At 51.6% G+C, this 25,447-nt stretch carries 22 protein-coding genes and 2 tRNA genes; 9 read left to right on the plus strand and 15 right to left on the minus strand.

Annotated elements, in window-relative coordinates:
* The first annotated feature begins 109 nt into the window (after window positions 1-109).
* Window positions 110-1,147: a potassium channel family protein gene (locus FJM65_RS00510; RefSeq protein WP_140618260.1), complete on the plus strand. Its 1,038-nt coding sequence runs from the start codon at window positions 110-112 to the stop codon at window positions 1,145-1,147.
* 5 nt (window positions 1,148-1,152) lie between these two features.
* Here the strand turns inward: FJM65_RS00510 and FJM65_RS00515 are convergent, their stop codons facing one another.
* The 5 genes from FJM65_RS00515 to FJM65_RS00535 form a co-directional block, all read right to left on the minus strand.
* Window positions 1,153-2,319: a hypothetical protein gene (locus tag FJM65_RS00515; RefSeq protein ID WP_140618263.1), complete on the minus strand. Its 1,167-nt coding sequence runs from the start codon at window positions 2,317-2,319 to the stop codon at window positions 1,153-1,155.
* Between the two features lie 163 nt (window positions 2,320-2,482).
* Window positions 2,483-2,555: transfer RNA gene (locus tag FJM65_RS00520), tRNA-Thr, on the minus strand.
* A 58-nt stretch (window positions 2,556-2,613) separates the two neighbouring features.
* Window positions 2,614-2,686: transfer RNA gene (locus tag FJM65_RS00525), tRNA-Thr, on the minus strand.
* A 132-nt stretch (window positions 2,687-2,818) separates the two neighbouring features.
* The gene (locus FJM65_RS00530) at window positions 2,819-4,858 is read right to left on the minus strand and encodes a DUF349 domain-containing protein (protein WP_140618265.1); all 2,040 of its coding nucleotides are present in this window, start codon (window positions 4,856-4,858) and stop codon (window positions 2,819-2,821) included.
* Between the two features lie 31 nt (window positions 4,859-4,889).
* Window positions 4,890-5,462, minus strand: coding sequence for a YqgE/AlgH family protein (locus tag FJM65_RS00535; protein ID WP_140618267.1), 573 nt, complete (start codon window positions 5,460-5,462; stop codon window positions 4,890-4,892).
* Between the two features lie 265 nt (window positions 5,463-5,727).
* Here FJM65_RS00535 and pdxH point away from each other — a divergent pair, with 265 nt between their 5' ends.
* From pdxH to FJM65_RS00555, 4 genes are all read left to right on the plus strand, one after another.
* Window positions 5,728-6,372, plus strand: a complete 645-nt coding sequence (gene pdxH / locus FJM65_RS00540; protein WP_219855938.1) for a pyridoxamine 5'-phosphate oxidase — start codon at window positions 5,728-5,730, stop codon at window positions 6,370-6,372.
* A 51-nt stretch (window positions 6,373-6,423) separates the two neighbouring features.
* Complete coding sequence (locus FJM65_RS00545) at window positions 6,424-7,722, plus strand: DUF1015 domain-containing protein (RefSeq protein ID WP_140618273.1); 1,299 nt, start codon at window positions 6,424-6,426, stop codon at window positions 7,720-7,722.
* Entirely contained in the window at window positions 7,688-8,272 is a 585-nt protein-coding gene (locus FJM65_RS00550) for a Maf family nucleotide pyrophosphatase (RefSeq protein ID WP_140618276.1), read from the plus strand. Before FJM65_RS00545 ends, FJM65_RS00550 begins: the two co-directional genes overlap by 35 nt.
* A 141-nt stretch (window positions 8,273-8,413) precedes the next feature.
* Window positions 8,414-9,598 (plus strand): class I SAM-dependent rRNA methyltransferase, encoded by a 1,185-nt coding sequence (locus FJM65_RS00555; RefSeq protein WP_140618279.1) that lies wholly within the window; start codon window positions 8,414-8,416, stop codon window positions 9,596-9,598.
* Between the two features lie 74 nt (window positions 9,599-9,672).
* On the opposite strand, the gene FJM65_RS00560 is transcribed toward FJM65_RS00555, so the two are convergent.
* From FJM65_RS00560 to FJM65_RS00575, 4 genes are all read right to left on the minus strand, one after another.
* Entirely contained in the window at window positions 9,673-9,960 is a 288-nt protein-coding gene (locus tag FJM65_RS00560) for a DUF7710 domain-containing protein (RefSeq protein WP_181163600.1), read from the minus strand.
* A gap of 3 nt (window positions 9,961-9,963) precedes the next feature.
* Window positions 9,964-11,370 (minus strand): methyltransferase RsmF C-terminal domain-like protein, encoded by a 1,407-nt coding sequence (locus tag FJM65_RS00565; RefSeq protein WP_140618282.1) that lies wholly within the window; start codon window positions 11,368-11,370, stop codon window positions 9,964-9,966.
* 41 nt (window positions 11,371-11,411) lie between these two features.
* Window positions 11,412-11,798, minus strand: a complete 387-nt coding sequence (locus tag FJM65_RS00570; RefSeq protein ID WP_140618285.1) for a (deoxy)nucleoside triphosphate pyrophosphohydrolase — start codon at window positions 11,796-11,798, stop codon at window positions 11,412-11,414.
* A 66-nt stretch (window positions 11,799-11,864) separates the two neighbouring features.
* On the minus strand, window positions 11,865-12,857 hold the full coding sequence (locus FJM65_RS00575) for an acyltransferase family protein (RefSeq protein WP_140618288.1): 993 nt from the start codon (window positions 12,855-12,857) through the stop codon (window positions 11,865-11,867).
* Window positions 12,858-13,015: 158 nt separating this feature from the next.
* Here FJM65_RS00575 and FJM65_RS00580 point away from each other — a divergent pair, with 158 nt between their 5' ends.
* Window positions 13,016-13,522 carry a hypothetical protein gene (locus FJM65_RS00580; RefSeq protein WP_140618290.1) on the plus strand — a complete coding sequence of 169 codons (507 nt, stop codon included), beginning with the start codon at window positions 13,016-13,018 and terminating at the stop codon, window positions 13,520-13,522.
* A gap of 5 nt (window positions 13,523-13,527) precedes the next feature.
* On the opposite strand, the gene FJM65_RS00585 is transcribed toward FJM65_RS00580, so the two are convergent.
* From FJM65_RS00585 to sdaAB, 4 genes are read right to left on the minus strand one after another with little or no spacing between them, the layout of a single operon-like run.
* Window positions 13,528-14,517 (minus strand): NAD(P)H-dependent glycerol-3-phosphate dehydrogenase, encoded by a 990-nt coding sequence (locus FJM65_RS00585; RefSeq protein WP_140618293.1) that lies wholly within the window; start codon window positions 14,515-14,517, stop codon window positions 13,528-13,530.
* Window positions 14,518-14,525: 8 nt separating this feature from the next.
* On the minus strand, window positions 14,526-15,917 hold the full coding sequence (locus tag FJM65_RS00590) for an efflux RND transporter periplasmic adaptor subunit (protein WP_140618295.1): 1,392 nt from the start codon (window positions 15,915-15,917) through the stop codon (window positions 14,526-14,528).
* A gap of 4 nt (window positions 15,918-15,921) precedes the next feature.
* Window positions 15,922-17,382 (minus strand): TolC family protein, encoded by a 1,461-nt coding sequence (locus FJM65_RS00595; protein ID WP_140618298.1) that lies wholly within the window; start codon window positions 17,380-17,382, stop codon window positions 15,922-15,924.
* A 15-nt stretch (window positions 17,383-17,397) separates the two neighbouring features.
* Entirely contained in the window at window positions 17,398-18,075 is a 678-nt protein-coding gene (sdaAB, locus tag FJM65_RS00600; RefSeq protein WP_140618300.1) for an L-serine ammonia-lyase, iron-sulfur-dependent subunit beta, read from the minus strand.
* A gap of 257 nt (window positions 18,076-18,332) precedes the next feature.
* Between sdaAB and FJM65_RS00605 the strand changes: the two genes are divergently transcribed.
* From FJM65_RS00605 to FJM65_RS00615, 3 genes are all read left to right on the plus strand, one after another.
* Window positions 18,333-19,298 (plus strand): tryptophan 2,3-dioxygenase family protein, encoded by a 966-nt coding sequence (locus FJM65_RS00605; RefSeq protein WP_140618302.1) that lies wholly within the window; start codon window positions 18,333-18,335, stop codon window positions 19,296-19,298.
* A gap of 267 nt (window positions 19,299-19,565) precedes the next feature.
* Entirely contained in the window at window positions 19,566-21,146 is a 1,581-nt protein-coding gene (locus FJM65_RS00610) for an FAD-dependent protein (RefSeq protein ID WP_140618304.1), read from the plus strand.
* A 147-nt stretch (window positions 21,147-21,293) separates the two neighbouring features.
* Window positions 21,294-21,656, plus strand: a complete 363-nt coding sequence (locus FJM65_RS00615; protein WP_140618306.1) for a CoA-binding protein — start codon at window positions 21,294-21,296, stop codon at window positions 21,654-21,656.
* A gap of 184 nt (window positions 21,657-21,840) precedes the next feature.
* Here the strand turns inward: FJM65_RS00615 and FJM65_RS00620 are convergent, their stop codons facing one another.
* Together FJM65_RS00620 and FJM65_RS00625 are read right to left on the minus strand one after the other, a co-directional pair.
* A complete protein-coding gene (locus FJM65_RS00620; protein ID WP_140618308.1) occupies window positions 21,841-22,698 on the minus strand; it encodes an SDR family NAD(P)-dependent oxidoreductase in 858 nt (285 codons plus the stop codon).
* A gap of 108 nt (window positions 22,699-22,806) precedes the next feature.
* The gene (locus FJM65_RS00625; protein ID WP_317131331.1) at window positions 22,807-25,389 is read right to left on the minus strand and encodes an ABC transporter permease; all 2,583 of its coding nucleotides are present in this window, start codon (window positions 25,387-25,389) and stop codon (window positions 22,807-22,809) included.
* Window positions 25,390-25,447: the final 58 nt, after the last annotated feature.

The following is a 25,447-nucleotide window of genomic DNA, read 5'->3' on the forward strand; positions in this document are numbered from 1 at the left end:
TTTAAAGTATAATCCGGCCAAGGCCAATAGCTGTGCTGCAACTAAGGCTGGTTTGTAAAGGTATAAACAAGCTGCCTTGCAACAAAAACAATTAAATCCTGCCGTTTAAATGGACGAAGTGCTTTTTTTTATCCTGGGCGTTTTGATTATCTGCCTGGGAGTCTATGACCTGCTGTACACAACCTTTGCGCCTAGGGGCGCGGGGCTGATGAGTGGCTTGACCTCTACCCTTATCTGGAGGTTCTTTTTAGGACTGAGTATGCTTTTTAAGACCAGGAGGGCGCTGGCAGGTGCCGGGATCACGATCATCATGGCTACCATACTAAGCTGGGTACTGATGCTTTGGGCAGGGCAAACACTCATTTACCTCTCGGATGTGGACGCGGTGGTAAACAGCACGACCGAGGTGCCGGCAAACTTATATGACCGTATTTATTTTACCGGCTACACGTTATCCTCGCTCGGAAACGGTGATTTTAAGGGCGGCACGAATGCGTGGCGCGTGTACTCAGCTTTTATCTCCTTTTCGGGGCTGATCTTTATCACGATCGCCATTTCTTATATGGTGCCGATTCTTTCGGCGGTTACAGAGCGCCGGTCGCTGAGTATACGCATCGCCGCCATCGGCGACAGCCCGGAACTGATGCTGCTAAACAGCTGGGACGGGAAAGACTTTAAAAGCCTGGACAAGCACTTTTCCGGGTTGGCACAGCCCATTGCCAAACAGGGGCAGCTGCACCTGGCCTACCCCTTGCTGCACTACTTTTATCATTCCGAGAAGGCGGTGGCGCTGCTGCCTAACCTAGCAGCTTTAGATGAAGCCCTCACTATGCTGCTGTTGTATGTGCCGGAGGATAAAAGGCCGTCCAACCAGACAATGGTACCCATCCGCAGGGCCATCACGACGTTTATGGAGTCGCTTACAGCCATTACACCGGCGCCAAAATCGCTGGAGGAGCCGTACTTAGGAATTAAGCAGCTGGAGGAGGCGAACATCCCCCTCCAGTTGCCAGAGGCAGAGCGGCTGGACCAGCTGCGCAAGCGGCGCAAACTGCTTAACGCCATGCTGAGTTATGTTGGTTGGGAGTGGGAGGAAATCGCCAACCCAAAATTCAATACCGACCTTGATTTAAGAGATATACGCTAAGCCTTCTAGTGAATGATCCTGGCGCGGGTAAACTCCTTTGTTCTGTCGAAGAGGTAGCGGTAGGTGGCGTGCGTTTTATAGATCCTGCCGCCAATCTGCTCTACCAGGCGCATCATCTTTGGGTTAAAATCGCCTATCCAGTTCATCTGCAGGTCATAGTATGGGATGCTCGGATTGTTAATCACCAGTTTTCCCGCCTCTACGATCATGGCTGCCTCTACGCCTTTACCCTGGTGCTCTGGCGTAATGCCGAAGACTATGCCGTACATCGTTTTGCAGGCCCCTCTCCAGCGGTGGAAGATAAACTTCACCTTGCCCCACAGGTCAAGCTTGCCGTTGGCATACTTAAACAGCTGGTTCAGCTCAGGTATGGCAATGAAAAAGCCCACCGGCTCGTTGTTGTAGTAAGCAAACCACATGATGCGCTCGTCCAATATTGGCTTCAGCTGTTTCATAATGGCCGCGGCCTGCGCCTCGGTCATAGGTTTTACGCCCTCATGCTTTGCCCAGCCTTTGTTGTATACTTCCCTGAAGTCATTGGTATACTTCTGCAGGTTTTTTTTATCCAGGTGCCGGAAGTGGTAGTTCTCATCTGCCAGCACTTTCTCTGCCTTCACTTTATACTTCTCCGGAATGTCGTCGTGCACGGTGCGGTAGTAAGTATACTGCTTAAAGTAGAGCTGAAATCCGTAGTTCTCCAGTAGCTGCTGGTAGTAGGGGAAGTTGTAAGGCATGCAGTACGTCGGTTGGTGAAAACCGTCTATCAGTACGCCCCACCATTTATCGCGCTCCCCCAGGTTGATCGGTCCGTCCATGGCCTCCATGCCCCGTTCCTTCAGCCACTCACGGCAGGCGTCAAGTAACATATTGGCAGCTTCCTGATCGTTTATGCAGTCAAAGAAGCCCATGCCGCCGGTTGGCTGCTCTGCCGCGTTCATGGTCTTTTTGTTCACGAAAGCGGCTACACGGCCTATCGACTTGCCCTTGTCGTCCTGCAGTATCCAACGGATGGCCTCGCCATCGCGCAGCAACTTGTTCTTTTTAGGATCAAAAACATTGTCTATGTCTTTGTCCAGCGGGCGGATATAGTTGGGGTCGTTTTTATACATCCTCACCTGCAGCATCAGGAATTCCTGGGCAAGTTCAGGAGTGTTTACCTCGATCAGTTTCATCGTCTTATTGGAATAGAAAATGCTAAATAAACTATTATCTGCAAGAAATGGAAGTATAAATGCGGATGTGAGGCGAATACAGGTGCCGGTGAGGGGGGAATGCGGCACAAAGTATAAAATAAAAAATGCCTTCAGATACGTCTGAAGGCATTCTCTTTTGCAGAGCCCCCTGCCGGGATCGAACCAGCGACCTACTGATTACAAGTCAGTTGCTCTACCAGCTGAGCTAAGGAGGCTTGTACTTTATGTTTACCAGGGAAGCAGATGCAGTACAATCATTTGCTTTTGGAGTTGAGCCCCCTGCCGGGATCGAACCAGCGACCTACTGATTACAAGTCAGTTGCTCTACCAGCTGAGCTAAGGAGGCTTAACCTTTTTTGTTGTGCTTTATTGTGTTAAAGCGTTGCAAAGGTATGTTTTAGATTTTATTCTGCAAATACATGCCTTAAATTTTTCTCCTGGCCCTTTCTAAAAAATTGAGAGTCAGGAGAAAAATTTTTTAGCCTCTGAAGGCATCCAGCTGGTGCTGCAGCTGTGCAATGCGCTTTTGGGCGTCGGCAATGCGTCCTTCATACTCCTCGCGCAGCTTATCGGCGTTCTTAGATCGGGCAAAGAACTCGATATTGGTTCGAAGCGTTTGGATGTCGTTTTGCAGCTGCGCGATCTCGCGACGAAGCGTGTTTTCGCGTTGGTGCAGTTTTTGGCTGGCATCCGGGCTGTGCTTTATGCGCTCCACCTGCAGCTTCACCAGCATCTCGGTGCGCTCTTCCAGGTTCAGCTCCGGCACGCGCTCCAGGTATTTCTCCATCAGGGAGATAAATTTATCCTCGGCTTTGGGGCTGGTGCGTTTGCTGCCTTTGTCGGTGCCGCGCCACTGCTGCACAAAACTGTTAAACTCTTCCACTGAGCCGGTGGCGCTAGGCTGCGCCAGTTTGTCGGCCACTCTGTCGCAGATCTCCATTTTCTCGGCTGAGAGCTTTTCCAACTCCGCGGACTGATGCTGCTCCTGTGCCTGCTTGCGATCAAAGAACTCGTTGCAGGCCGAGCGGAAGCGCTGCCATACTTTATCAGAGTATTTGTCAGGTACCCGGCCAATGGTTTTCCATTTCTTTTGCAGCTGGATGAGCTTTTCTTTAGTGGCTCCCCAGTCGCTGCTGTCTTTCAATGCTTCGGCTTCTTCGCAGAGCTGGGTCTTGAGCTGCAGGTTCTGCATTTTCTGCTCATCCAGGGCCTTAAAGAACTGGTTCTTGTGCTGGAAAAATGCCTTATAGTTTCCCCAGAAAGTTTTGTTCACCTCCTCGGCGTTTTCTTTGGGTACCAGTCCGGCTTTGTCCCACTCTTCCTTTAGCTTCTGTATCTCATCAGTCTTATCGCGCCACTCGTTGATGCGGTCGGTGTTGAAGGCGGAGAACTCCTGCAGCCGCTCCAGCAGGCCGCGCTTGACGGTCAGGTTCTGCAGCTCGCGTTCGTTGCGTTCTTCATGGTAAGCGCGGCGGCGCTCGTGCACTTTCTCAGATGCCAGCGTAAACCGCTCCCAAATCGGGTCGCGCTGATCGTTCGGCACAGGGCCGATGTTTTTCCACTCTTCGTGCAGGTGGCGCAGCTCCTGCAGTGCTTTGTTTATACTTGGCTCCTCCTGCAACGCCTGGGCACGGTCTATGAGCTGAAGCTTGGCCTCCAGGTTGCGGCGGCGGTCCAGCTCCTTCATCTCGAAGAACATGCTGCGGTTGTTGTAGAAGATGTCGAGAAGCGCGTGGTAGGAATCCCACAGCTCCTGCGCCTCGCCGGCCGGTACAGGACCGATGGCTTTCCACTCGGCCTGCAGTTTTTTCAGCTCATCACCGCTGTTCTTTGTCTCAGCCGACTCCACTAACTCACGCAGGCGGCTGAGCAGTTCCTGCTTCCGCTCCAGGTTGCGCTGGCGCTGCTCTTCCTGGCTCTGGCGCTGCTGGTATCTCGTCTCGCGGTAAACCGACAGTAGTTTTTCCAGGTCATGGTGCTCTGGTGAGGCATGGTACTCAAAGCCTTCGTCCGATCCTCCCTCCTCTTTAAACTTCTCCAAAGCCTCCTGGCGCTGTGCCTGAAACTTGGTGTCATACTGCCGATGCAGCTCATTAACGGTGCGGTGGCGGCGCATGGCATCGGCGCCTTTTAACAAAGCAGTGAGGTGCTGGCGCAACTCATCAATGGACAGCTGACTATAGTCCGTATGGTCTTCCTCCTCTTCCTCTTCTTCTTCGTGGCGGTTTTGAGGTGCTGGCGCAGCGGCTGTTGCCTCTTGTGCTGGCGTTTCAGCCGCGTTAGCATCTTTTACATCCGTGTTAGCTTCAGCAAAGGCCTCGGTTATATTTTCTGATGTGCGGCTTTCCTGTTCAGTGGCCAGTTCAGGCTTTATTTCGGGCTGCTCCTCTTTGTTAACAGCCTGTTCTGAGGGTGGCTCATTCTGTGAAGAAATAGGTTGCCCAATAGGGCTTTGCTGGTTCTCTGGCTTGTTGGCTTCAGCTCCGGTGGTGTCCATATGCTCTTTGTCAGTTGTCATGTTTACGCTGTTTAGTAAAACATATTGCGTTTCAGTTCAGGCGTGGGTCGTCGGGGTAATTACTCAGCACCTTAAACTTCCCTCCCATTTCTCGGAGGATGCTCCTCCAGAGAGTTTCTGTATCCAAAGTAAATAATTTATTCGCAGCATTATTGTTCACGATCCAAACATTTTTGTCAATCTCCTCCTGCAGTTGGCCCGGTGTCCAGCCGGAATAACCCAGGAAGAATTTAACATCGTCTTTATGCACCATGCCGGCGTCTATCAGGGTGCGGAGGGTTTCAAAGTCACCGCCCCAATAAAGGCCCTCGTCCAGCTTTACCGCTTGCGGAAGGTCGGGCAGCCGGTGCACATAGTGCAGCGTATTGTACTGCACAGGGCCGCCTATGCCTAGCACCATGTCAAAGTCCTCCTCAAACACATCCAGCACGTCAGACAGATGTAAGTTGGAAGCCCTGTTCAGCACCAGCCCAAAAGACCCCTCCTCCTCCTGATGGCTGCATAATAGAATCACGCTGCGCTCAAAGTTCGGGTCGCCCAGGTAAGGTTCAGAAATCAGGATACTGCCGTTTTGCGGTTTTACTGTTTTACTATCTGCCATCATTTATCTTTCTACACGTTTTATACTCTGTTTTGGCAGCTGTAGGGCACTTAGCCTTACATATATCTATTTTAAATATAAGGATTTTGTTAATAACTACGAAATCTGATTGATTAAGTAAAGATTAACGATGCCTAACAGCTGTTTTTTGCTGCTATACTGTAATCATAGGTCAACAGTTGGCTTGGTTGCGGCACATCTTCGGAAGATTATGTTTAGCGGCAGCATATAATTTTATACTTTTGGTCAAAACACTGATAAGATGTCGCTGACAAATAATATAGCCGAGATAAGGAAAAACTACTCCAAGCAGTCTCTCTCAGAGCAGGAAGTAAGCCCGGAGCCGATCAGCCAGTTCAACAAATGGCTGCAGGAGGCACTACAGTCGGAGGTGGAGGAGCCCACGGCGCTAGTGCTTTCAACGGTTAACAGCCAGGGTCGGCCTTCTGCGCGGGTGGTGCTGCTGAAGGGAGTGGATGAGCAGGGGTTTATGTTCTTTACAAACTATGAAAGCCGCAAAGGGCAGGAACTGGCGCAGAACCCTTATGCCAGCCTCACATTTTTTTGGCCGGCCCTGGAGCGGCAGGTGCGCATAGAAGGAAAAGTAGAGAAGGTAGCTGCCCAGGAATCTGACGAGTATTTTCACAGCCGCCCGAAAGGCAGCCAGATAGGCGCCTGGGCATCGCCGCAGAGCCAGGTTATTTCCGCGCGCCAGGTGCTGGAGCAGCGGGAGAAAGAGCTGAGCGCGAAATATGCCGAAGCGGAAGAATTGCCGCGCCCGGAGTATTGGGGCGGCTACCGGCTGGTACCCGCGTACCTGGAGTTCTGGCAGGGCCGGCCAAGCCGCCTGCACGACCGCCTTGCCTACGAACTGCAGGGCCAGGAGTGGCTAATTAAACGGCTGGCTCCCTGAGAGCTTCATGTTTATACTTGTGGCGGCTGATTTTATACTTACAACTGAACAATGGCAGAAATATTACCCTTGCGTGCCTGGCGCTATACCGATACACTAAAAGACCAAATAGAACAACTTACCTCTCCGCTTTTCGATGTGGTGTCTGAAAAGCAGCGGGAGGCGCTGTATCAGAATCCCCTCAACAGCATTCATCTTTCGGTGCCACGCGGCGATAATCCGGCACAGGATGCTGCTTTGCTGCTGCAGGAGTGGAAAGAGAAAGGCATTATACTGCAGGACGGCCTGCCGGGCATCTATGTATACTACCAGTACTTCCGCTTGCCGGGCAGCGACAAAGAATATGTGCGCAAAGGCTTTATCTGTAACATAAAAGCCTACGACTGGCACGAGAAAGTGCTCTTGCGCCATGAGAATACCATTCCCAGCGCCGTTAACGACCGCATTGAGCTGCTGGAGGAGACACTGCTGAACGTAAGCCCCACGCACGGTTTGTACACGGATGCTGAGTTTCTGCTGGAGCCGTACATGGACGAGAGCATCCGCACCCCGATTTACGAGACAGAGGATTACCAGGGCGTGCGCGACGTGCTGGCTGTGATTCATGACCATGCCGCGATAGAGCTGTTTCTGCAGACGCTGGCCGAGAAGCAGGTCCTGCTGGCCGACGGGCACCACCGCTACGAGGGCTCCCTGTTCTATCGCCGCAAAATGATGGCCGAGAACCCCAACCACACGGATTTTGAGCCCTACAATTACCACCTAATGTACCTTACCAACTCTGAGCACGACGACCTGCGCATCCTGCCTACGCACCGCCTGCTAAAGCAGCTGCCCATGCCGGAGGAGGAGTTTCTGGAGCGGCTGCAGGAGTATTTCACGGTGACGCCCAAAGAAGACCCATACGAGCTGAACGAGGTGATTGTGGGCAAGCCTTGGGCATTCGGAATGTACCTGAACGGCAACGCCTATAAGCTGCGCCTGAAGCCGGAGGTGCACCCAAGTATAGACTGGAACTTTCCGGAGGAGGTAAAGCAGCTGGACCTGACGGTGATGCACTACTTTATCTTTGAGAAGATCCTGGGCATTTACCGCCAGCAGCAGCGCGACTATAAAGGCCTCAGCTACGAACGCAATTTCACGGCCTGTATCCGGAAGGTGGACAAAGGCGAGGCGCAGCTGGCGCTCATCACAAACGAGATATCGATGGAGCAGGTGAAGCGCGTGTGCAACAGCGGCGCGGTGATGCCGCAGAAATCGACCTTCTTTTACCCAAAAGTTATCTGTGGATTTTTATTTAGCTCGATTAAAGAAGATGAATTTACAACGGCCGCTGCTGCTTGCCTCTAACTCGCCCCGCCGCAAGGAATTGCTCTCCAGCCTCGGGCTGAAGTATGAGGTGCTGGTGAAGGAGGTGGACGAAGATTTTCCGGAGCACCTGAAGCGGGAGGAGATTGCCGAGTTTCTGGCCTCGCACAAGGCCGATCACTATATTTCAGATATTACGAATGAGGCTTTGATCACCGCGGATACGATCGTTTGCCTGGGCGAGCGCGTGCTGAACAAACCCGCTGATTACGCGGAAGCAAAGGAGATGCTGCAGGCACTGTCGGGCACGCACAACGAGGTGATCACGGGCGTGTGCATCCTGACCAAAGAGCGGAAAACCGTCTTCCACGACACGACCAAAGTATACTTTAAACAGCTGTCGGAGGCGGAAATCGACCATTATATCACGCACTACAAGCCCTATGACAAAGCCGGGGCCTACGGCATACAGGAGTGGATCGGCATGATCGGGATTGAGCGCATCGAAGGGTCCTACTTTAACGTGGTGGGACTGCCGGTGCAGAAGCTGTATGCCAAGCTGGAGGAGCTGGGGATTGTGATGGTTGATTGATCCTTGTTGATTGTTTTCTTTATCTATTTGTAATGCTACACCCCGACTGCTAATAACATCGAAATGGCTACCTTTGCAAAAGTTTATACTTTAGCTCATCCAGAAGTATAAACAATCAGCAATTAACAATCATCAACCAAGATGTCATTTATCAAATTATATCTGGCTCCGGGCAAGGAGCATTCTTTAAAGCGCCAGCACCCGTGGGTTTTCTCTGGAGCTATAAAAAAGGCAGACGGAGAACCGGCAGAAGGCGACGTAGTGGAAGTTTACTCCAGCAAGCGCGAGTTCCTGGGCATGGGCCATTATGCGCCGGGCTCCATTGCCGTGCGTATTTTCTCTTTTGAGCAGGCGGAGCCGGATTATACTTTCTGGAAAGGCAAAGTGCAGAAAGCCTATGATTACCGCCAGCGCCTCGGCCTAACAGACAACCCCAACACGAATGTATACCGCCTGGTATACGCCGAGGGTGATGGCGTGCCGGGCCTGATCGTGGATTTCTATAAAGACACAGCGGTGGTGCAAACGCATTCGGTGGGCATGTACAACGTGCGGGAACATGTGGCGCAGGCGCTGCAGGAGATCTACGGCAACAAACTTCGCGCTGTGTATGACAAGAGTGCGGAATCGCTGCCGGCAAAGGCACCGGTGCAGGCGCAAAACGGCTACCTCTACGGGCAATCAGAAGGCGGTGTGGTCGTGACCGAGAATGGCAATCAGTTCTTTATTGACTGGGAAACCGGCCAGAAAACAGGCTTCTTTATTGACCAGCGTGAGAACCGTGACCTGCTGGCGCGTTACGTGAAGGATAAAGCCGTGCTGAACACGTTCTGCTATACCGGTGGCTTCTCGGTTTATGCGCTAAACGCTGGAGCTACGGAGGTGCACTCCGTGGATGTATCGAAAAAGGCGATCGAGCTGACAGTGAAGAACGGGGAGCTGAGCCAGGCGCCGGAGAAGCACGAGGCTTTTGCCATGGATACCTTTGAATTCCTGAAAGGCAAGGAGGACAAGTATGACGTGATTGTGCTGGACCCTCCCGCTTTTGCGAAAAGCCAGAAGGTGCGCCATAATGCCTTGATGGGTTATAAGCGTCTGAATGCAGAGGCCATGAAAAGGATTAAGCCAGGCGGTATCCTGTTCACCTTCTCCTGCTCGCAGGTCGTGGACAAATACCTGTTCAACAACACGGTGATGGCCGCTGCCATTGAGGCCGGGCGCAACATCAAGATCATGCACCACCTCTCCCAGCCCGCCGATCACCCTATCTCCATTTTCCACCCGGAAGGCGAATACCTGAAGGGATTGGTGCTGTTTGTGGAGTAGGAGTTATACTTGAACTGATTATAAAGGGAAAGGCCGGAACTGTAAAGTATAGCTCCGGCCTTTTATAATATTTTTTAATCCCTATATCCAGCCTCGTAGTGATAATGCTCCATTGATGCTGAAGTAAAGCCTCCAATAAATTCGGGACTTTTCATCTTCTCCTTTAATTTTTCAGGTTTAATACCCACACAGTCGTTCTCAATTGCCCATTCAAGGGTACCTTTATTTAAAGGATATTTAGTCAGCGTTCCAGTTAGCTTATTCTTCTTAATCCATGCTTCTGCAACTTCAAAATCCTCGAAAATTCCACCAGAAAAGCTAGAATTAGAAGTATTGAAAACCCACACAACTTTAATTTCCATATTTTAATTGATATCAACTACCAAACTACCAGAAGGCAGTTCTGGAGGTAGCTCCATCCGTATGCGCCACTCTTTCGGGTAGTAATTGTTCATGCGGCTCCCAATCTGCTTGGCCCAACCCAGCGGGAGGTCTTTGTACTGCAGCAGTAGCCAATCAGAGCCGTTGGTGCCGAGGCTGATATCTTCTTTGCGGAGGTAGCGCAACGCCTGTTCCAGGTCCAGTTCGGTAATCCGGAAAGCATCATTGTTTAGGTGCTGTGATAGCGCCAGGCCTTGCAGGGGCTTTAGCTTTTTACCTTTTACCTCTGCCAGTTCTGTGCCGGCATACAACACATACAGGTTCTGGTATACTTCATCGGTCGCTTCAAACAGGTTTTCGGGCAAAGCGGAGATTACCTCGCCGTGCTGCACAAAAGTATACTGCTCCGGCTGCTGCAGCCAGTCCTGTACCAGCGCCTGCTCTTTCTTACCAGCTACCGTTAGTTTATACTTTTTCTTTTTGCTCTTACCGTGACTGATGACTTGTTCTTCTCCTGCCTTACGCACGACGGCCATAAAGAAACCTTCGCCCTGCACGCGGTGCGGGTAGAAACGGTAGCCTTCCACCCCTTTTAGCTGCGTGGGCACCACGCCCCACTCCGGCTGCAGTTGCAGCTTTATACTTTCGGCACCTTCCTGCTCTGCCAGCCAGGCAATGTTCTCCTCGTTCTCCTGCTCATTCCAGGTGCAGGTGCTGTAGATCAGTACTCCTCCGGGCTTCAGGGCCTCCCATACATCCATCAAAATGCGCTGCTGGCGCTGGGCACACAGGTTCACGTTCTCCTCCGACCACTCTTCCACGGCCTGCGGGTCCTTGCGGAACATGCCTTCGCCGCTGCAGGGAGCATCCACCACCATCACATCAAAAAAGTCAGGCAACCTACCAAAATCGCGGGGATCGTTGCTGGTGACCAGCACATTGCCGCTGCCCCACTTGGCCACGTTTTCGGCAAGTATGGAGGCCCGGCTACGGATCACCTCGTTGGATACCAAGAGGCTGTCCGGCGAGATAAGGCTGGCCAGGTGCGTGGATTTTCCGCCCGGTGCGCCACAAAGATCGAGTACCTGTAGCGACTGGTTCAGGTTTACCGCCTGCCGCAGGGCCTGCTCCACAAACATAGAACTGGCCTCCTGCACGTAATAAGCGCCGGCATGTATGGCGGGGTCGAGCGTGAAGAGCGGCCGCTCCGGCAAATAATGACCTGCCGCTGCCCAGGGCACAGGTGTGAGGTTAGCTGCTGCCGCTGCCTTTGCCTGGTTAATTCTGACGCTTACAGGTGGCGTGTGCTGCAAGGCCTCCAGAAACTTTGGATACTCCTCCTGCCCCAGCAGGCGCTGCATGCGGTTGGTAAATGATACTGGTAATTGCATGCGGTAAAGGTACGGCTAAAATGCAGTTTCTGAAAGCGTGGCTAATCTCTGCACTTGGTCAGCTGCAGGTATTCCTCTACCACAGGCACGTCGGCAGGACACCAGGTATACTTTGGCAGCTCCTCTGGCACAACCCAGTAGTAAGCCCGGTGCTCGAGTAACTGAACAATGCCGCCCCGGAAGTGACAAAGGTAAGGCACCAATTGTAGTGCATTATTGTGATTCACGGCGCTGAGCCGCTGATAAGGCTGCACCGTGATGGCCAGTTCTTCTTGTATCTCCCGCACCAGCCCGTCGGTTTCTGCCTCTCCCCGTTCCAACTTGCCACCCGGAAATTCCCAAAGCAGAGCTTGTTGCATTTTCTCTCCCCGCTGGGCGATCAGTACACGGTTATTATGTTCGATTAGGGCACAAACTACTGTGATCATAAAGTTATGATGCTAGGTTTAAAGACAACAGGAGATTTAAAAGGTTGTGTTCAAAAGAATCGCAAGTTATACTTTACCAAACAAAAGCGTTTTTTCATACTTGAAGAACAGGTAACCCAGGCTCACTGGCAGCAAAAGGTTGATAGTTACCGGCAGGTCCTGGTCGGCTAAACCAAAGTATACCACCTGCACCAAAAAGATATGGTAGGATGCTTTGCCGAGCTCTGCGGGTAGCTGAAGCCAGATGGCGCTGGAGGTAGAGGGAAGAAGTTTTAGCCCCAGCCACACCAGCATGGCGGCATAGCCAAAGGTAAGCGGTTGCTGTAATTGCCATTCAGGCCGCACGAGGTATTCTACGCTAAGCACATCATATACCAGCAGGTATAGCACAACAATGGCCACAAAAGCGGCAGAGCCCAGAAAAATAAAATGCCTCCCTTTAAAAGGCTCCCCGAGCAGTCTTGATAGCCAGAACCCGAAAGCCACAGCAGAGAAGTACCTTGGAAAAGCAGCATCGTACAGGTAATTGTTTGCATCAAAATAGCTGTAACTGCTAGCCCAAAGCTGAAAAGCAATTTCAAGCAAGACCAGAAGTGCCGTAGTAATAACAGGTGCCCGTGCAAAGCCATACCCCATGATCGGTAGCAGCAGCACCGACTGCAGTAGTAAGGTAATGAAATAGTTTCCGCGGCCAGTGACGGGCAGTACACCAAGCCAGGTATAGCCGTTAAATTCCAGCACTTTTTCCTGCGTTACCGCCTCCCATAGTAGGCCTGCCAGAATAGAGGCTATAAATATGATCAGAAATGGCACGAAGATGCGGGCTGCCTTTTTCGTGAAGTACTTGCGGGTATAAAGCTGCCCCAGCCGCTGTTCTTTTCCCTGCACCGATATGCCCAGGTTTAGCCCCATCACCACCATAAAGAGCGGTACCGCCTGCCAGATATGGTATACGGCATAGCTATCTTCCAGCTGTTGGCGCGTAAAAGAGTGCAGCAGCAGCACCGCCAAAATAGCTACTCCTTTTATCACGTCTATCTGCTGAAAGTGCCGCTTCATTAATCAGGTGTTCAGGTTTATAAGCGCTACGGCGCTGGCTTCTTTTGCTTTTTTGCAAGTACGATGCTTATACGAAGCGGCAGGTTAGTTAAACAAAAGTATAAATCCTGATGGGCCTAATATTAGTATAAGTATCTGTAATATAAAACTCTAACTTTATGCTGTTAAGCCTTAACTATAGATTTTTCATTATGCTGGTTGTGCTGTTTGCCGTGGCCTGTGCAGCAATTTCTACAACACTAGTAAGTTCGTTTTGGGCTGAAGAGGCTGATATTTCTTTGTGGGGCCAGAAAAGTATGGCTTCTTTTCTTTTTGCTTATAGTGCTGTGCTGGGCTTCGTCCTTGGATGGTTTGCCACTAGGCTAACACGCGCTGCCATACGCAAAGGCAAGGCGCAGCCGCTCCACTGGCACCTAAAAAGCCAAACGCTCATCGACAGGCTTCCAGACAGAACATTCAGCAGAGCCTTCATGTTTTCTTTGGCTGGCTGCGTGATCGCAGCTCTGCTGGTGCTCCTGCTCCATCAAATCAAGCTCCAGTACATTTCTGTTTCTGAAGGGCTTGTACTAAATGTGATCTATAGTATGTTGTTTGCCGCAGCCATAACCATTATGGGCGTTTACCGTGCCCTGGGTGATAATAATATGAGCCGAACACGCGCCTGATAAATTTACTTTAGCTTTTCCTTAAGTATGGCAAACTCTACTGCAGGAGAGATGCGCTCGTACAGTATGTTATAAACGGCAGAAGTGATGGGCATCGCTACCTGAAGCTTTTTGTTCAGCTCATGTATACTTTGCACCGCGTAATAGCCCTCTGCCACCATGTTCATCTCTACCTGAGCCGATTTTACTGTATAGCCTCGCCCAATCATGTTGCCGAAGGTACGGTTGCGACTAAACTGAGAGTAGGCTGTCACCAGCAGGTCACCGAGGTAAGCTGAGCCATTGAGGGCGCGGTGGAGGGGCACCATGGCATCTAGAAAACGCTCTATCTCAAACATGGCATTGGATACCAGCACCGCCTGAAAGTTATCGCCGTAGTTCTGCCCGTGAGCGATGCCGCAGGCAAGGGCGATGATGTTTTTCATCACAGCGCAGTATTCAATTCCGTCCAGGTCGTCGAGGGGGTTGGCCTTTACGTAGCGGTTGCGCAGCAGCTCACAGAAATGCTCGGCAGCCGGCATGTTGTGCGAGCCGATGGTGAGATATGACTGTTTCTCCAGGGCTACTTCCTCCGCATGGCAGGGGCCGGCAATTACCAGCAGCTGCTCTTCCGGCACACTGTAGTGGTGCTTCAGAAAATCCGTTACGAGCGTATTTTCGACCGGAACCATTCCTTTAATGGCTGAAACCACTGCTTTACCTTTTAGCGCATCTGTCGGTAAATTGGCAAGTGCCAGCTGCACAAATGCAGCTGGCACCGCCAGTATCACCCATTCCGAAGAGGCCACCACAGCCTCAATATCAGAGGAGGGTTTAACATAATTTAAATCAAACTGTACCTGGCTCAGGTAGCGCGGGTTGTGCTTAAAATTGATGAGATGCTGCACATCCGCGTCGTTGCGCATCCACCAGTTAACCTGCGATTTATTCTCTGAGAGGACTTTGACCAGGGCTGTAGCCCAGCTGCCTCCTCCTAGTACTGCTATTTTTTCCAATCTATTTCTTAATCTTCGTTCGTTTCAGCGGCAATGGCCTGCTTGTTAAGCGATTTCTCATCTTTAACCGCCACCTTGGCACCGTCTTTCAGCAACGTAGACACAGCCCGGAAAGGACCTGCCACTATTTTCTGTCCTTTGGTGACGCCGCTCAGGATTTGGATGTTCTCAAAGTCGCTGATGCCAGTTTCAACTTTTACGGACTTCACTGTATTCGTGGCCTCATCATACACAAACACGACTTCCTCTACCTGCGCCGGGGCAGTTTCCTGCTTGTTTGGCTGATTCTGGTCGTTTTCCTCCTCTTGGTCTTCGCTATTAGGTTTGTTTTCCTCGCCATTGGCAGAGCGGGTTGTCACCGAAGAGAGCGGCACAGCCAATACATCGTTCTTTCTGTCTGTAATAATATCCACTGAGGCTGTCATGCCCGGGCGGAAAGGACGGGCGGTCGTTTCGCGCAGGTGGTCGTATGACTTGTTCAGCAGGCGGATGCGCACCTCGAATTCCGTTACGGCTTCCAGGGTGGTGGCGTCTTTGGCTGTGTTGGCAATGGCAGTTACGATGCCTTTAAATTTCTCGTCGCGGCTGGCATAGGAGTCAACCTCTACCTCTACTGAGTCGCCCAGCGCTACACGGATAATATCGTTCTCGTTCACGTTTACGCGCACTTCCATGTTGTTGAGGTTGGCAATGCGCATAATCTCTGTACCTGCCATTTGGGATGTTCCCACTACGCGCTCGCCCTGCTCCACGTTCAGTTTCGATACGGTACCGCTAACCGGCGCGTATATGGTAGTTTTGTTCAGGTTTTCGCGGGCATCTTTCAGGGAGGCCAGGGCATTTTGCACATTATACTCCGATGCTCTCACGCTTTGCTTGGCAGACTCTACTTCGGCTTTGGTGGCCAGGTAGCTGGATTCAATTTCCTGCCATTCTGAAGTAGAGATCACTTTCTGGTCTACCAGGGGTTTGTTGCGCTTGTAGTTCTGCTCTACCTGCGTAAAGTTAGCCTGTGCCTGCGCCAGCCTTGCCCTTGCCTGTGCCAGGTTAGCACGCTGCGTGTTTACCATCGCCTGCTGCGCATCCACCATCGACTGGTAGTTATCAGGGCGTATACGGAGCAGCAGTTCGCCCTTCACCACGGAGTCGCCTTCCTCTACATTCAGCTCAATGATCTCGCCGGATACGTCCGGGCTGATCTTCACCTCTGTTTCAGGCTGCACTTTGCCGGAGGCGCTCACTTTTTCCACGATATCAGTAGGCTTGGCTTCTGCCAACACTACTTCGGTGCCTTCTTCTTTGCCAATCCAGCCCGCCATTTTCGCGATAACTATAAATGCCAGTATTAGCACCAGCACGCCGATCAGAATCGGGATCAGCCTTGATTTTTTCTTTGCCATAGTTTTAGAAAGAAATGTCTTTGCCCTGGTAAAAATCCAGGACTTTTAGTTTGAACGTATACTCATACTTTGCCTGCAGCAGGTTGGACTGCGCCGAGCGGAAACTATTTGCGATAATGTTAAAGTCCACCGTATTGATGACACCGGCGTTCAGGCGAAGCTGGGCATTGCTGTAGTTTTTCTGGGCGGCCCGCAGCTGTTCCTTTGCCGATACATAACGCCGCTGTGCCGCTAGGACGTCTACATAAGCCTGCTCTATTGTCTGACGCAGGTTGTTACGAGCTATGTCAGCATTAATTTCAGCATCTTGCTGCTGAAGCCTGGCCCGCTGCACGCTGCTGCGGACCTGTAATCCATTAAAAATTGGTATTTGCAGAGAGAACCCGAAATTCTTACCAACTCCATCTTTCAACTGGTCCATGTAGGCATACTCTTCCCGCCTGAAGCTAGTGGAGGGAGTATAAATGTAGAATGGATTCGTACCTTCAGCATCTGTAAACCCTAGTGCTGTACGCTCCAAACCTCCCTGTTCCGGTATGGTGAAATCGCGGGCACTGGAGTAAAAGGTGTTAATGCCTCCGAACATGGAAAGTCGTGGAAAGTAGGCTCCCCGAGCCACATCAAGCGCTTTTCCGGCGCTAAGAATACGCAGGTCAGCAGCTTTTATGGCTGGCTGCGTCTGCACGGCTGTGTCGTAGATCAGGTTTTCATCCAGCATTGATGGCTCCTGGTCAGGTTCAGGTATGTCTGGTATCTCCACCTGAAACTCCTGAGAGGCAGGCAAATTTAGCAACTGCATCAGGTTAAGCCGCGAAATATCGCGCTGGTTCTCGGCATTGATCAGTTCCAGGTCGTCTGCTGCGTACTGCGACTCCAGGTCTAATACTGCATTTTCTGCCACACTTCCAGCCTCAAACAGGATGCGGGTACGGTCCAGCTGTTGCTTGGTCAGGTCCCGGGTCTGCCGCGACAGCTTGATCAACTCATCTGCAAAAAGTATGTTCAGGTAAGACGTAACGATTTGCAGCGAGACGTCATTCTGCAGCGACATCACATCCTGCTCCGCTGCCTGCAGGTCAATCTCGTTTTGCTTGATGCTGTTAACCTGCTGAAAACCCATAAACAACGGAACCGAGGCGCTAACCTGGTAGCTGTTTGTCTGGCTTTGCTCAGAGCGCAGGTCCTGCGTGGTAGGGTCCACGTAGGTACCGTAGTTGAAGTTGTAAGACGAGCTTCCGCTTATGGAAGGTAGCCTGCTAAAGCGCGACTGCGTCAAGTCGGTTTGTGCTAACTTCCGGCTCAGCATGTTGCGGCGCACCTGCAGGTTGTTCGTACGGGCGTAATCCACCGCCTCCTGCAGCGTCCAGACGCCATCGCCGTTGGGGTCCTGCTGCGCATGGGCTAGCGATGCGCCAGCCATTGTCAGTCCCAAGGCAAGCAAAAGGACATGTGATGTCTTTTTCATAGTGGCTATACTTTGTTATAGGTCAATGTTAGGGATGTATACCACGTGCTTCACCCAGTCGAGCTGGCGCAAGTACTCCAGCGTAATGGGCTTTATGCCCGAGTCCATCTCAATAAACTGGCGAGCCCGTTCGTTTTTGCCTTTGCGCGACACGCTCATGGTGGCAATGTTGCAATCGTCGTGGGCCAGCACGGAGGCAATAAAGGCGATGCTCCCTTTCACGTCGGCAGCATCGATGATCAAAGTATGCAGCGTTGCCGAGAAGTTGGCAGAAAAGCCATCTACCTCTGCAATATTAATAACTCCGCCGCCACGGCTCTGTCCAATCACCTCTACCTCCCGGCCACCGGCTTTCAGGTTCAGTTTAATCGTGTTCGGGTGCATGGTAGAGGCGTTTCCGATAGAGCGGAACGTATACTTTAGCCCGCGTTCTTTGGCATGGTCGAAGGCTTCTTTGATGCGCTTATCATCCGTTTTAAAGTCAAGAAGACCGGCTACGATGGCCCGGTCGCTGCCATGGCCCTCGTAGGTGCGGGCAAACGAGTTATAGAACGTAACGATCGCTTCTTCGGGGGCGGCACCTAAAATACGGATCGCCGCACGGGCAATACGCACAACCCCAGCAGTATGCGAGCTGGACGGGCCAATCATCACAGGGCCAATCATGTCAAAAACACTGCTTTTCTCTGCCATTCTTTCAATATTGTAAAAACCAAATTTAGCAATTACGCGCCAGCTTTACGCTATTTTAAGCTTATTTTCGATATAATTCTACTAACCCATGGTATTTGTCTACTAACTTAAAATATCGGGCTACAAAAGACCTGGCTTTGGGCTGCGGTAAGTATAAATTTAGATCAGTATAGAGCTTTTTCTATTTTGCCGCTTTGGTGCGGCAGGGTGGGAATGTTTTCTTATTTTTGCACTTACCACTTCTAAAGTTTTTAAAAATGGAACATGCCTTTAAGCCCGAAGTGCTGGAACAGCTGAAGCGCCTGGAGGAGAAATATGTGCCTCTGGGCCAGGATTTGGCAGCTTACCTGGAGGGCCTTTACCATACAAACTTCCTCTCCTACTGGGATTATATTCACCTGGATACGCTGCTGAGCCTGCAGAACCCGCGCACCAATATTCCGGATGAAAAGATATTCATCATGTATCACCAGATCACGGAGTTATACTTTAAGCTGTGCCTGGAGGAGTTTCGACAAATTGGTGAAGATAAAGAGATTACTGCAGAGGTGTTGAAGAAACGCTTGATCCGCATTAACCGGTACTTCGATAACCTGATCAACTCGTTTGATGTGATGGTGGACGGCATGGATCCGAAGCAATTCCTGCAGTTCCGGATGGCGCTGATGCCAGCCAGTGGCTTTCAATCGGTGCAATACCGTTTGATTGAGATCGCCTCTACAGACCTGCGTAATCTGGTGGACAAAGCTAAACGAGCCGCTTTAGGGCTGGAGAGCACGCAGGAGGAGATGATTGGCTGCATCTACTGGAAAGAAGGCGCTACCGAAGTGGCTTCCGGCGCCAAAACGCTCACCCTGATACAGTTCGAGGAGAAGTATACGCAGCAGCTCATCAGCTTTGCCAAAGAATATACCGACAAGAACGTGTGGCATGTGTACAAGAACCTGCCTGAGGAAGCGCAGCAGAACCCCAAACTACAGCAGGCCATGCGCGACCTGGACAGCAACGTGAACGTGAACTGGCCGCTGATGCACTATAAGTCTGCTGTGCGTTACCTGCAGCGCGACCCCGATATTATTGCCGCGACCGGAGGCACTAACTGGCAAAAGTACCTGCCGCCGCGTTTCCAGAAACGCATTTTTTACCCTGAGCTTTGGACCGAGCAAGAGATAGCCGAATGGGGCAAAGGCTGGGTTGAAAAGGTGCTGAACGGGGATTTTTAAATTGCTGCATTACTAGATTGTTACATTGTTTTTGAAAAAGAGAGCTGATAGGTCTCCGGAGGATAATCTGTTTCCTGATTTCATACTAGTTTAGGAATTAGCGGTGTCTATTAGTCCGGGATGTGACTTTTTTACATCAGGTTGAATTTGCGTTTATTTTGCGGTGTTATACACAAACTACAGCTGAGGTGTCAAATAGCAATTTAAACATTCAGCCATTTAACCATTAATCTTAAAGTTTAAGGCTAACTACCTTACCTGCTATAAATGAGAAAGAAAGAATTGGATCTGGTGCTTCCTCCAGAGCTGGCCTTTGATGCCCAGCAGCTTGATAGGGAGATTCTGAAAAGTGCCAAAGTACTGCAGGAGGACGTGAAGTTTCTGCACCATGTAAAGCGCTCCATCGATGCCCGTGGCCGCCAGGTGCAGGTGCGGGTTCGCGCTGATGTATACCTGGACTCCCCTCCTGCCGAGGTTGTGACCCCAACGTATACTTACCCGGATGTTACCCATGCCAAGCGTGTGGTGATTGTGGGAGCCGGTCCGGCTGGTCTGTTTGCTGCCTTGCGCTGCATTGAGCTAGGCCTGAAGCCGGTGGTGCTGGAGCGTGGCAAAGATGTCCGTAGCCGCCGCCGTGACCTGGCAGCCATCAACAAAGAACATTCGGTTAACCCTGACTCCAACTATTGTTTTGGTGAAGGCGGAGCCGGCACCTACTCAGACGGAAAGCTCTATACCCGCTCAAAAAAGCGCGGCGATTTGCAGCGTATCCTGCATATTTTTGTGCAGCATGGCGCTACGGCCGATATACTTTTTGATGCACACCCGCACATCGGCACGAACAAACTCCCGAAAATCATAGAGGCTATCCGCGAGACGATCAGAAACGCAGGCGGCGAGGTACTGTTTGATAAGCGGGTTACAGATTTTATACTGGAGCGTGGCGAAATGCGCGGGGTGGTGACGCAGGACGGTGTGGAGCACCTGGGCGAGTCGGTTATACTTGCCACCGGCCACAGCGCCCGCGATATTTTTGAGCTACTGCACAAGAAAGAGGTGCTGATAGAGGCTAAACCCTTTGCCATGGGCGTGCGGGTAGAGCACCAGCAAAGCCTGATCGATAGCATCCAGTATAAGTGCGAGGACCGCGGACCCTATTTGCCGGCCTCGTCTTACGCCCTGGTGCACCAGACGCACTTCAACGGGAAGCAGCGCGGCATCTTTTCGTTCTGCATGTGTCCGGGCGGATTTATTGTTCCCTCTGCTACGGCTCCCGGTGAGGTGGTGGTGAATGGCATGTCGCCGAGCCGCCGAGACTCACGGTTCTCTAATTCCGGCATTGTAGTAGCCATAGAACTGGAGGACATGGAGCTGGAGAAGTATGGTCCTTTGGCTGGATTACACATGCAGCAGGCGTTGGAGCAGAAAGCCTGTGAAATGGCCGGTGGCACCCAGGCCGCGCCGGCACAGCTGTTAAAAGATTTTGTAAACCGCCGCCAAAGCAAAGAACTTCTAGAGACATCTTACCAGCCCGGGTTGGTGCCGGTTGATATGAACCAGCTGTTTTCGGATGAAACGGCTTACCGGCTGCGCGAGGGCTTTAAGGCCTTTGGCAACAAAATGCGCGGCTACCTGACCAATGAAGCCCAAATTGTAGGCGTGGAAAGTCGCACCTCCTCCCCTGTCCGTATTCCCCGCGACCGCGAGACGCTGGAGCATGTGCAGGTAAAAGGTCTGTATCCTTGTGGTGAGGGGGCCGGTTACGCAGGTGGTATCGTGTCCGCAGCCATGGACGGCGAGCGCTGTGCCGAGAAGGCCGCTGTCCGGGCAGGTATATCAGCATCTTAAACAAGAAGTTGATCTTGCTAAGTATAAAATTCATGCTAATAGTGGTTTACAGGCATTGTCTTTTGGTGCCCCTAATTGTATTTAACCTTTGGTTTATACTTGAAGTACAATAGTATAATTTTTGTTGAACCTGATTTTACTAGATATATGAAAAAAACTGTTGTATTAGGCGCCTCTGATAACCCAATGCGCTATGCTTATAAAGCGGTGCACAGGCTGCAGCAGCATGGGCACGAGGTAGTGCCGGTAGGTATAAAGAATGCTGAAGTAGGCGGTAAAAAGATCATCACCGATAAAACGGAGCCTATTGAAGATGTGGATACTGTGACGCTCTATGTTGGCCCTCGTAACCAGCCGGTATGGTATGATTATATTCTGAACCTAAAGCCAAAGCGCATCATATTCAACCCAGGCACGGAAAACCCTGAGCTGGAGCAGATGGCGCAGGAGGCTGACATTGAAACCCTGCACCACTGCACATTGGTGATGCTAGCATCAAGCAGTTATTAAAAATTTCTTTTCTGAGTATAACCTGCATTCTGCAGCAACGTATATAAAGGAAACAAGAACAGATGGCATTCGTTGTCTATGTTCTGAAAGACAGGGATCTTGTATAAAGATCCCTGTTTGTTTTTATAGGTTGGGCAAAATGAATAGCCCCGGCACTTGTAACTTGTGCCGGGGCTATTATATTTTATTGTTTCTGATGTTCCTCGCTGGGTTCATGCTTCGCCTCACCTGTCGGTCCTTCTTCAGGTTCTTCTTCCATCATATAGCGCATGGTGGCTGCCAGTGCCATGTCGGGCAGGAAATTGGAGGTGGAGGTTTGCAGTTTGTTTTTCAGGCCTGAGACAATGCGTGTTTCTCCGTGCATCATGGCTTCGTACCCGTCTTTGGCCACTTCCTCCGGCTCCGAAAGGCTGCCGTTTGCCGCACGGGTATGCGCTGCGCCGGCTCTCCTGAAGAACATGGTGTTGCTGGGCCCTGGGCAAAGAGCTGTTACGGTTATGTCCGTATCTTTCAGCTCATTTGAAAGCGCTTCTGAAAAAGAAAGTATAAACGCCTTTGTTGCACCATAAATTGCCAGGAGCGGCGATGGCATAAAGGCAGCCGTAGAAGCCAGGTTCAGGATTCTGCCAAAGTTGCGGCGCTTCATGTCTGGCAGAAACAACTTGGTGAGCTCTACCGGGGTAATCATGTTCAGCTGCATAATGGCTTTTTCACGGCCTAAGTCTGTTTCGCTAAAAAAACCGTGCACACCGGCACCGGCATTGTTAATAAGGAAATCAACCTCTAAACCGCTGTCTTTTACCTGCTCATATACTTCCCGCGGTGCCTCCGGGCGCGTCAAGTCGGCTGTGATTACGCAGACGTGCTCTAACTGGTGCTCATCCTGCAGGTAATGGGCAAGCTTGCGCATGCGTTCAGTGCTGCGGGCAACGAGTATCAGGTTGTGCCCATCTTTTGCGAACAGTTTGGCAAACTCCATCCCAAAGCCATTTGAGGCGCCGGTGATCAGTGCTGTTCTTCGTTTATCGGTCTCTGTTTTCATAGTTTATATATTAGCTGGGTTATAAATTTCTAGAGGTAACTTTTATAGTTGTACCAGCCCCAGTACAATTATGTTTAGCTGCTCAGGTTTTGATAGCTGTTGGCGTCTCTATGCCGTTTCCCGACGGAGCACCTCCAGTGGCGGGCGGTTCAGGATGCTGCGGCTGTTGAGCATGCCGATAAATACGGTTAAGGCAGTTATGCCGGCAAACACAGGCGGCAGCGGAGAGAGGTCCGGTACAAAGGCTACTTCAAAACTATAAAGCGCCAGCGCCCAGCTTGCGGCCACGGCTAGTATGATGCCGGTGCCGGCGGCCAGTGCGCCAAGCAATAAATACTCAAACGCGTTTATACCTAGTATTTGTCTGCGGCTTGCCCCCAAGGTGCGCAGCAGCACGCTTTCCTGCACACGTTGGTACTTGCTGTTGTTGATGGAGCCGATCAGTACCAGCAGGCCTGTGCTGATGCTGAACAAGGCCATGAAACGAATTACAAAGGATATTTTGCCCAATATATCGTCCAGCGTTTCCAGGATCAGCCCCAGGTCAATGGCTGAAACGTTCGGGAACTGCTGCACCAGCGTCTGCTGGAACCGTGCCGCCTGCTCATCGGTTTGGGTGCGGGTCATGAGGACATGGAACTGTGGCGCCTCCTCCAGCACCCCTTTCGGGAACAGTATCAGGAAATTTGTTTGCACCCGGTTCCACTCCACCTCCCGCAGGTGCGTAATAACAGTAGGTATCAGCGCGCCTTGCACATTAAATACCAAAGTGTCGCCTAAGCCCGCTTTAAGCCGCTCTGCATAACGAGCCTCCACAGAGATCGGAACCAGCTTGTTTGGATCTTTCACTTCGCCCAGCCACTCTCCCTCGACCGTTTTCTCAGAGCTAATCAAAGAGTCGCGGTAGGTAACTCTGAACTCTCTCGTAAATGCCCATTTTGAAATTTCCAGCGTCGTGTCGGCCCTTACGTCGGCTCCGGTCAGCCCGTTTAGTTCTTCCAGGCGCATGGTAACAACGGGTACTTGCTGCAGCAGCGGAAGGCCTTGGTCTTTCGTGAGTTTTGCTACGGCGTCCTTCTGCGCGGTCTGTATGTCGAACAATACCATATTCGGCTGATTTTCGCTGGCAGCGAAGGCCACCTCGCTTAGCAGGAGGCGCTGCATCAGGAAAAGCGTGGCAATGAGCGCTGTGCCCAGACCAATGGATACCGTGAGTAAAAGCGTCTGGTTGTTGGGCCGGTACAGGTTAGCCAGGCTTTGGCGCCAAACATAGCCCCAGCTTACCGGGAAAAAGCGCTTTACGAGCCACATCATACCGCGCGCGATAAGCGCCAGCACCACAAAGGCTACCAGCACCCCGCCTGTAAAAGCGAGCGCCTGCAGCCAGGTACCCAGCTGGAAGTATGAGAACAGGAATATAAACGCCAGAATGAGAAAGTATACCCCCCACCGTAGCTTATCAGGCCGTTTGGAAACGTGCTCAATGCCTGCGCGCAGCGTAATGAGCGGCGAGATGTTACGGATAGATAGCAGCGGCAACAGCGCAAACAGCACGGCCACCACCACGCCAATGGCAATCCCCTGCAGAATCGCGGCCCATGATACGGCCACGGTTACCTCCACAGGCAGGAAAGACTTAAACAGTTCGGGCAGGTACAGCTGAATCAGGCTGCCCAGCACAGCCCCAGCGATGGAGCCGATAAATCCCATGGCCATTACCTGGAACAGGTAGATCAGGAATGCCTGCTTACCGCTAACGCCGAGGCAGCGCAGCACACCAATAGTCGCCAATTTCTCACGTATGTATACATGCACGGCGCTGGCTACGCCCACACAGCCCAGCAGCAGCGCCACAAAGCCCACCAAGGCCAGAAAACGGGCCAGCTCTTCATAAGATTTGCCGGTGCTCTCCTTGCGGCTCTCGATGGTGTCGTAGCCAAAACCCGCCTCATCCAGCCGTTTCTCCAGCTTCTTTACCAGCTTGTCAGGGTCTGTTTTGGCAGGAAGCTTATAGTAGTGGTAGTAGCTTACGCGGCTTCCTTTTTGCAAGAGGCCTGTTTCATCCAGGTAGCGCCGCGGGATGTATACGGCCGGCGCGATCGTGGCCGTCATGGCCGTCTGGCCGGGGATTTTATGCAAGGCCCCCGCAATAACAAATGTCTGCTTGCCCACCTGTATCGAGTCGCCGGGCTTGGCGTTGTATTGCAGCAGGAGCGTCTGGTCAACCAGCGCCTTTCGCCCATCTTCCCGAAACGTGCTGCTCGCGCGCTGCGGCTCAGCCTCAATAGCCCCATAGTATGGAAAACCCCCTTTTTCCAGAGCCCTCACCTGCACTAGCCGAGTACCACCCGAGGATTTGAACTGCACCATCGACACCAGGCGCACCTCATCAGAGCGATCGCCCCCCACGGCGATGGAGTCCAGCAGTTGCTGCTGCTCATCCTCTATCTCTTTGTGTGCGGCAATGACAAGGTCTGCTCCAATCAAGGATTTTGCCTGTTTGTCTATATCCGTGCGCAGGTTATCGGCAAAAGAGTTAATTGCCACCAGGGCCGCAATGCCAAGTATGATGGAGGAAACAAACAAAGCCAACCGGCCGCGGTTGCGGCGGCTGTCGCGCGAGGCCATTTTCAGGAGCCAGCGCAGTTGCAAGGGGCGTTTGCCAGGTATAAGATCGGTGTGTTCAGGCACTTGGTTTTGAGGTTTGAGTGGGTGAAGGTGTAGTGATTAGATCATGATAAATGATTAA

Source organism: Pontibacter mangrovi (assembly GCF_006385705.1).
Lineage (GTDB): Bacteria > Bacteroidota > Bacteroidia > Cytophagales > Hymenobacteraceae > Pontibacter > Pontibacter mangrovi.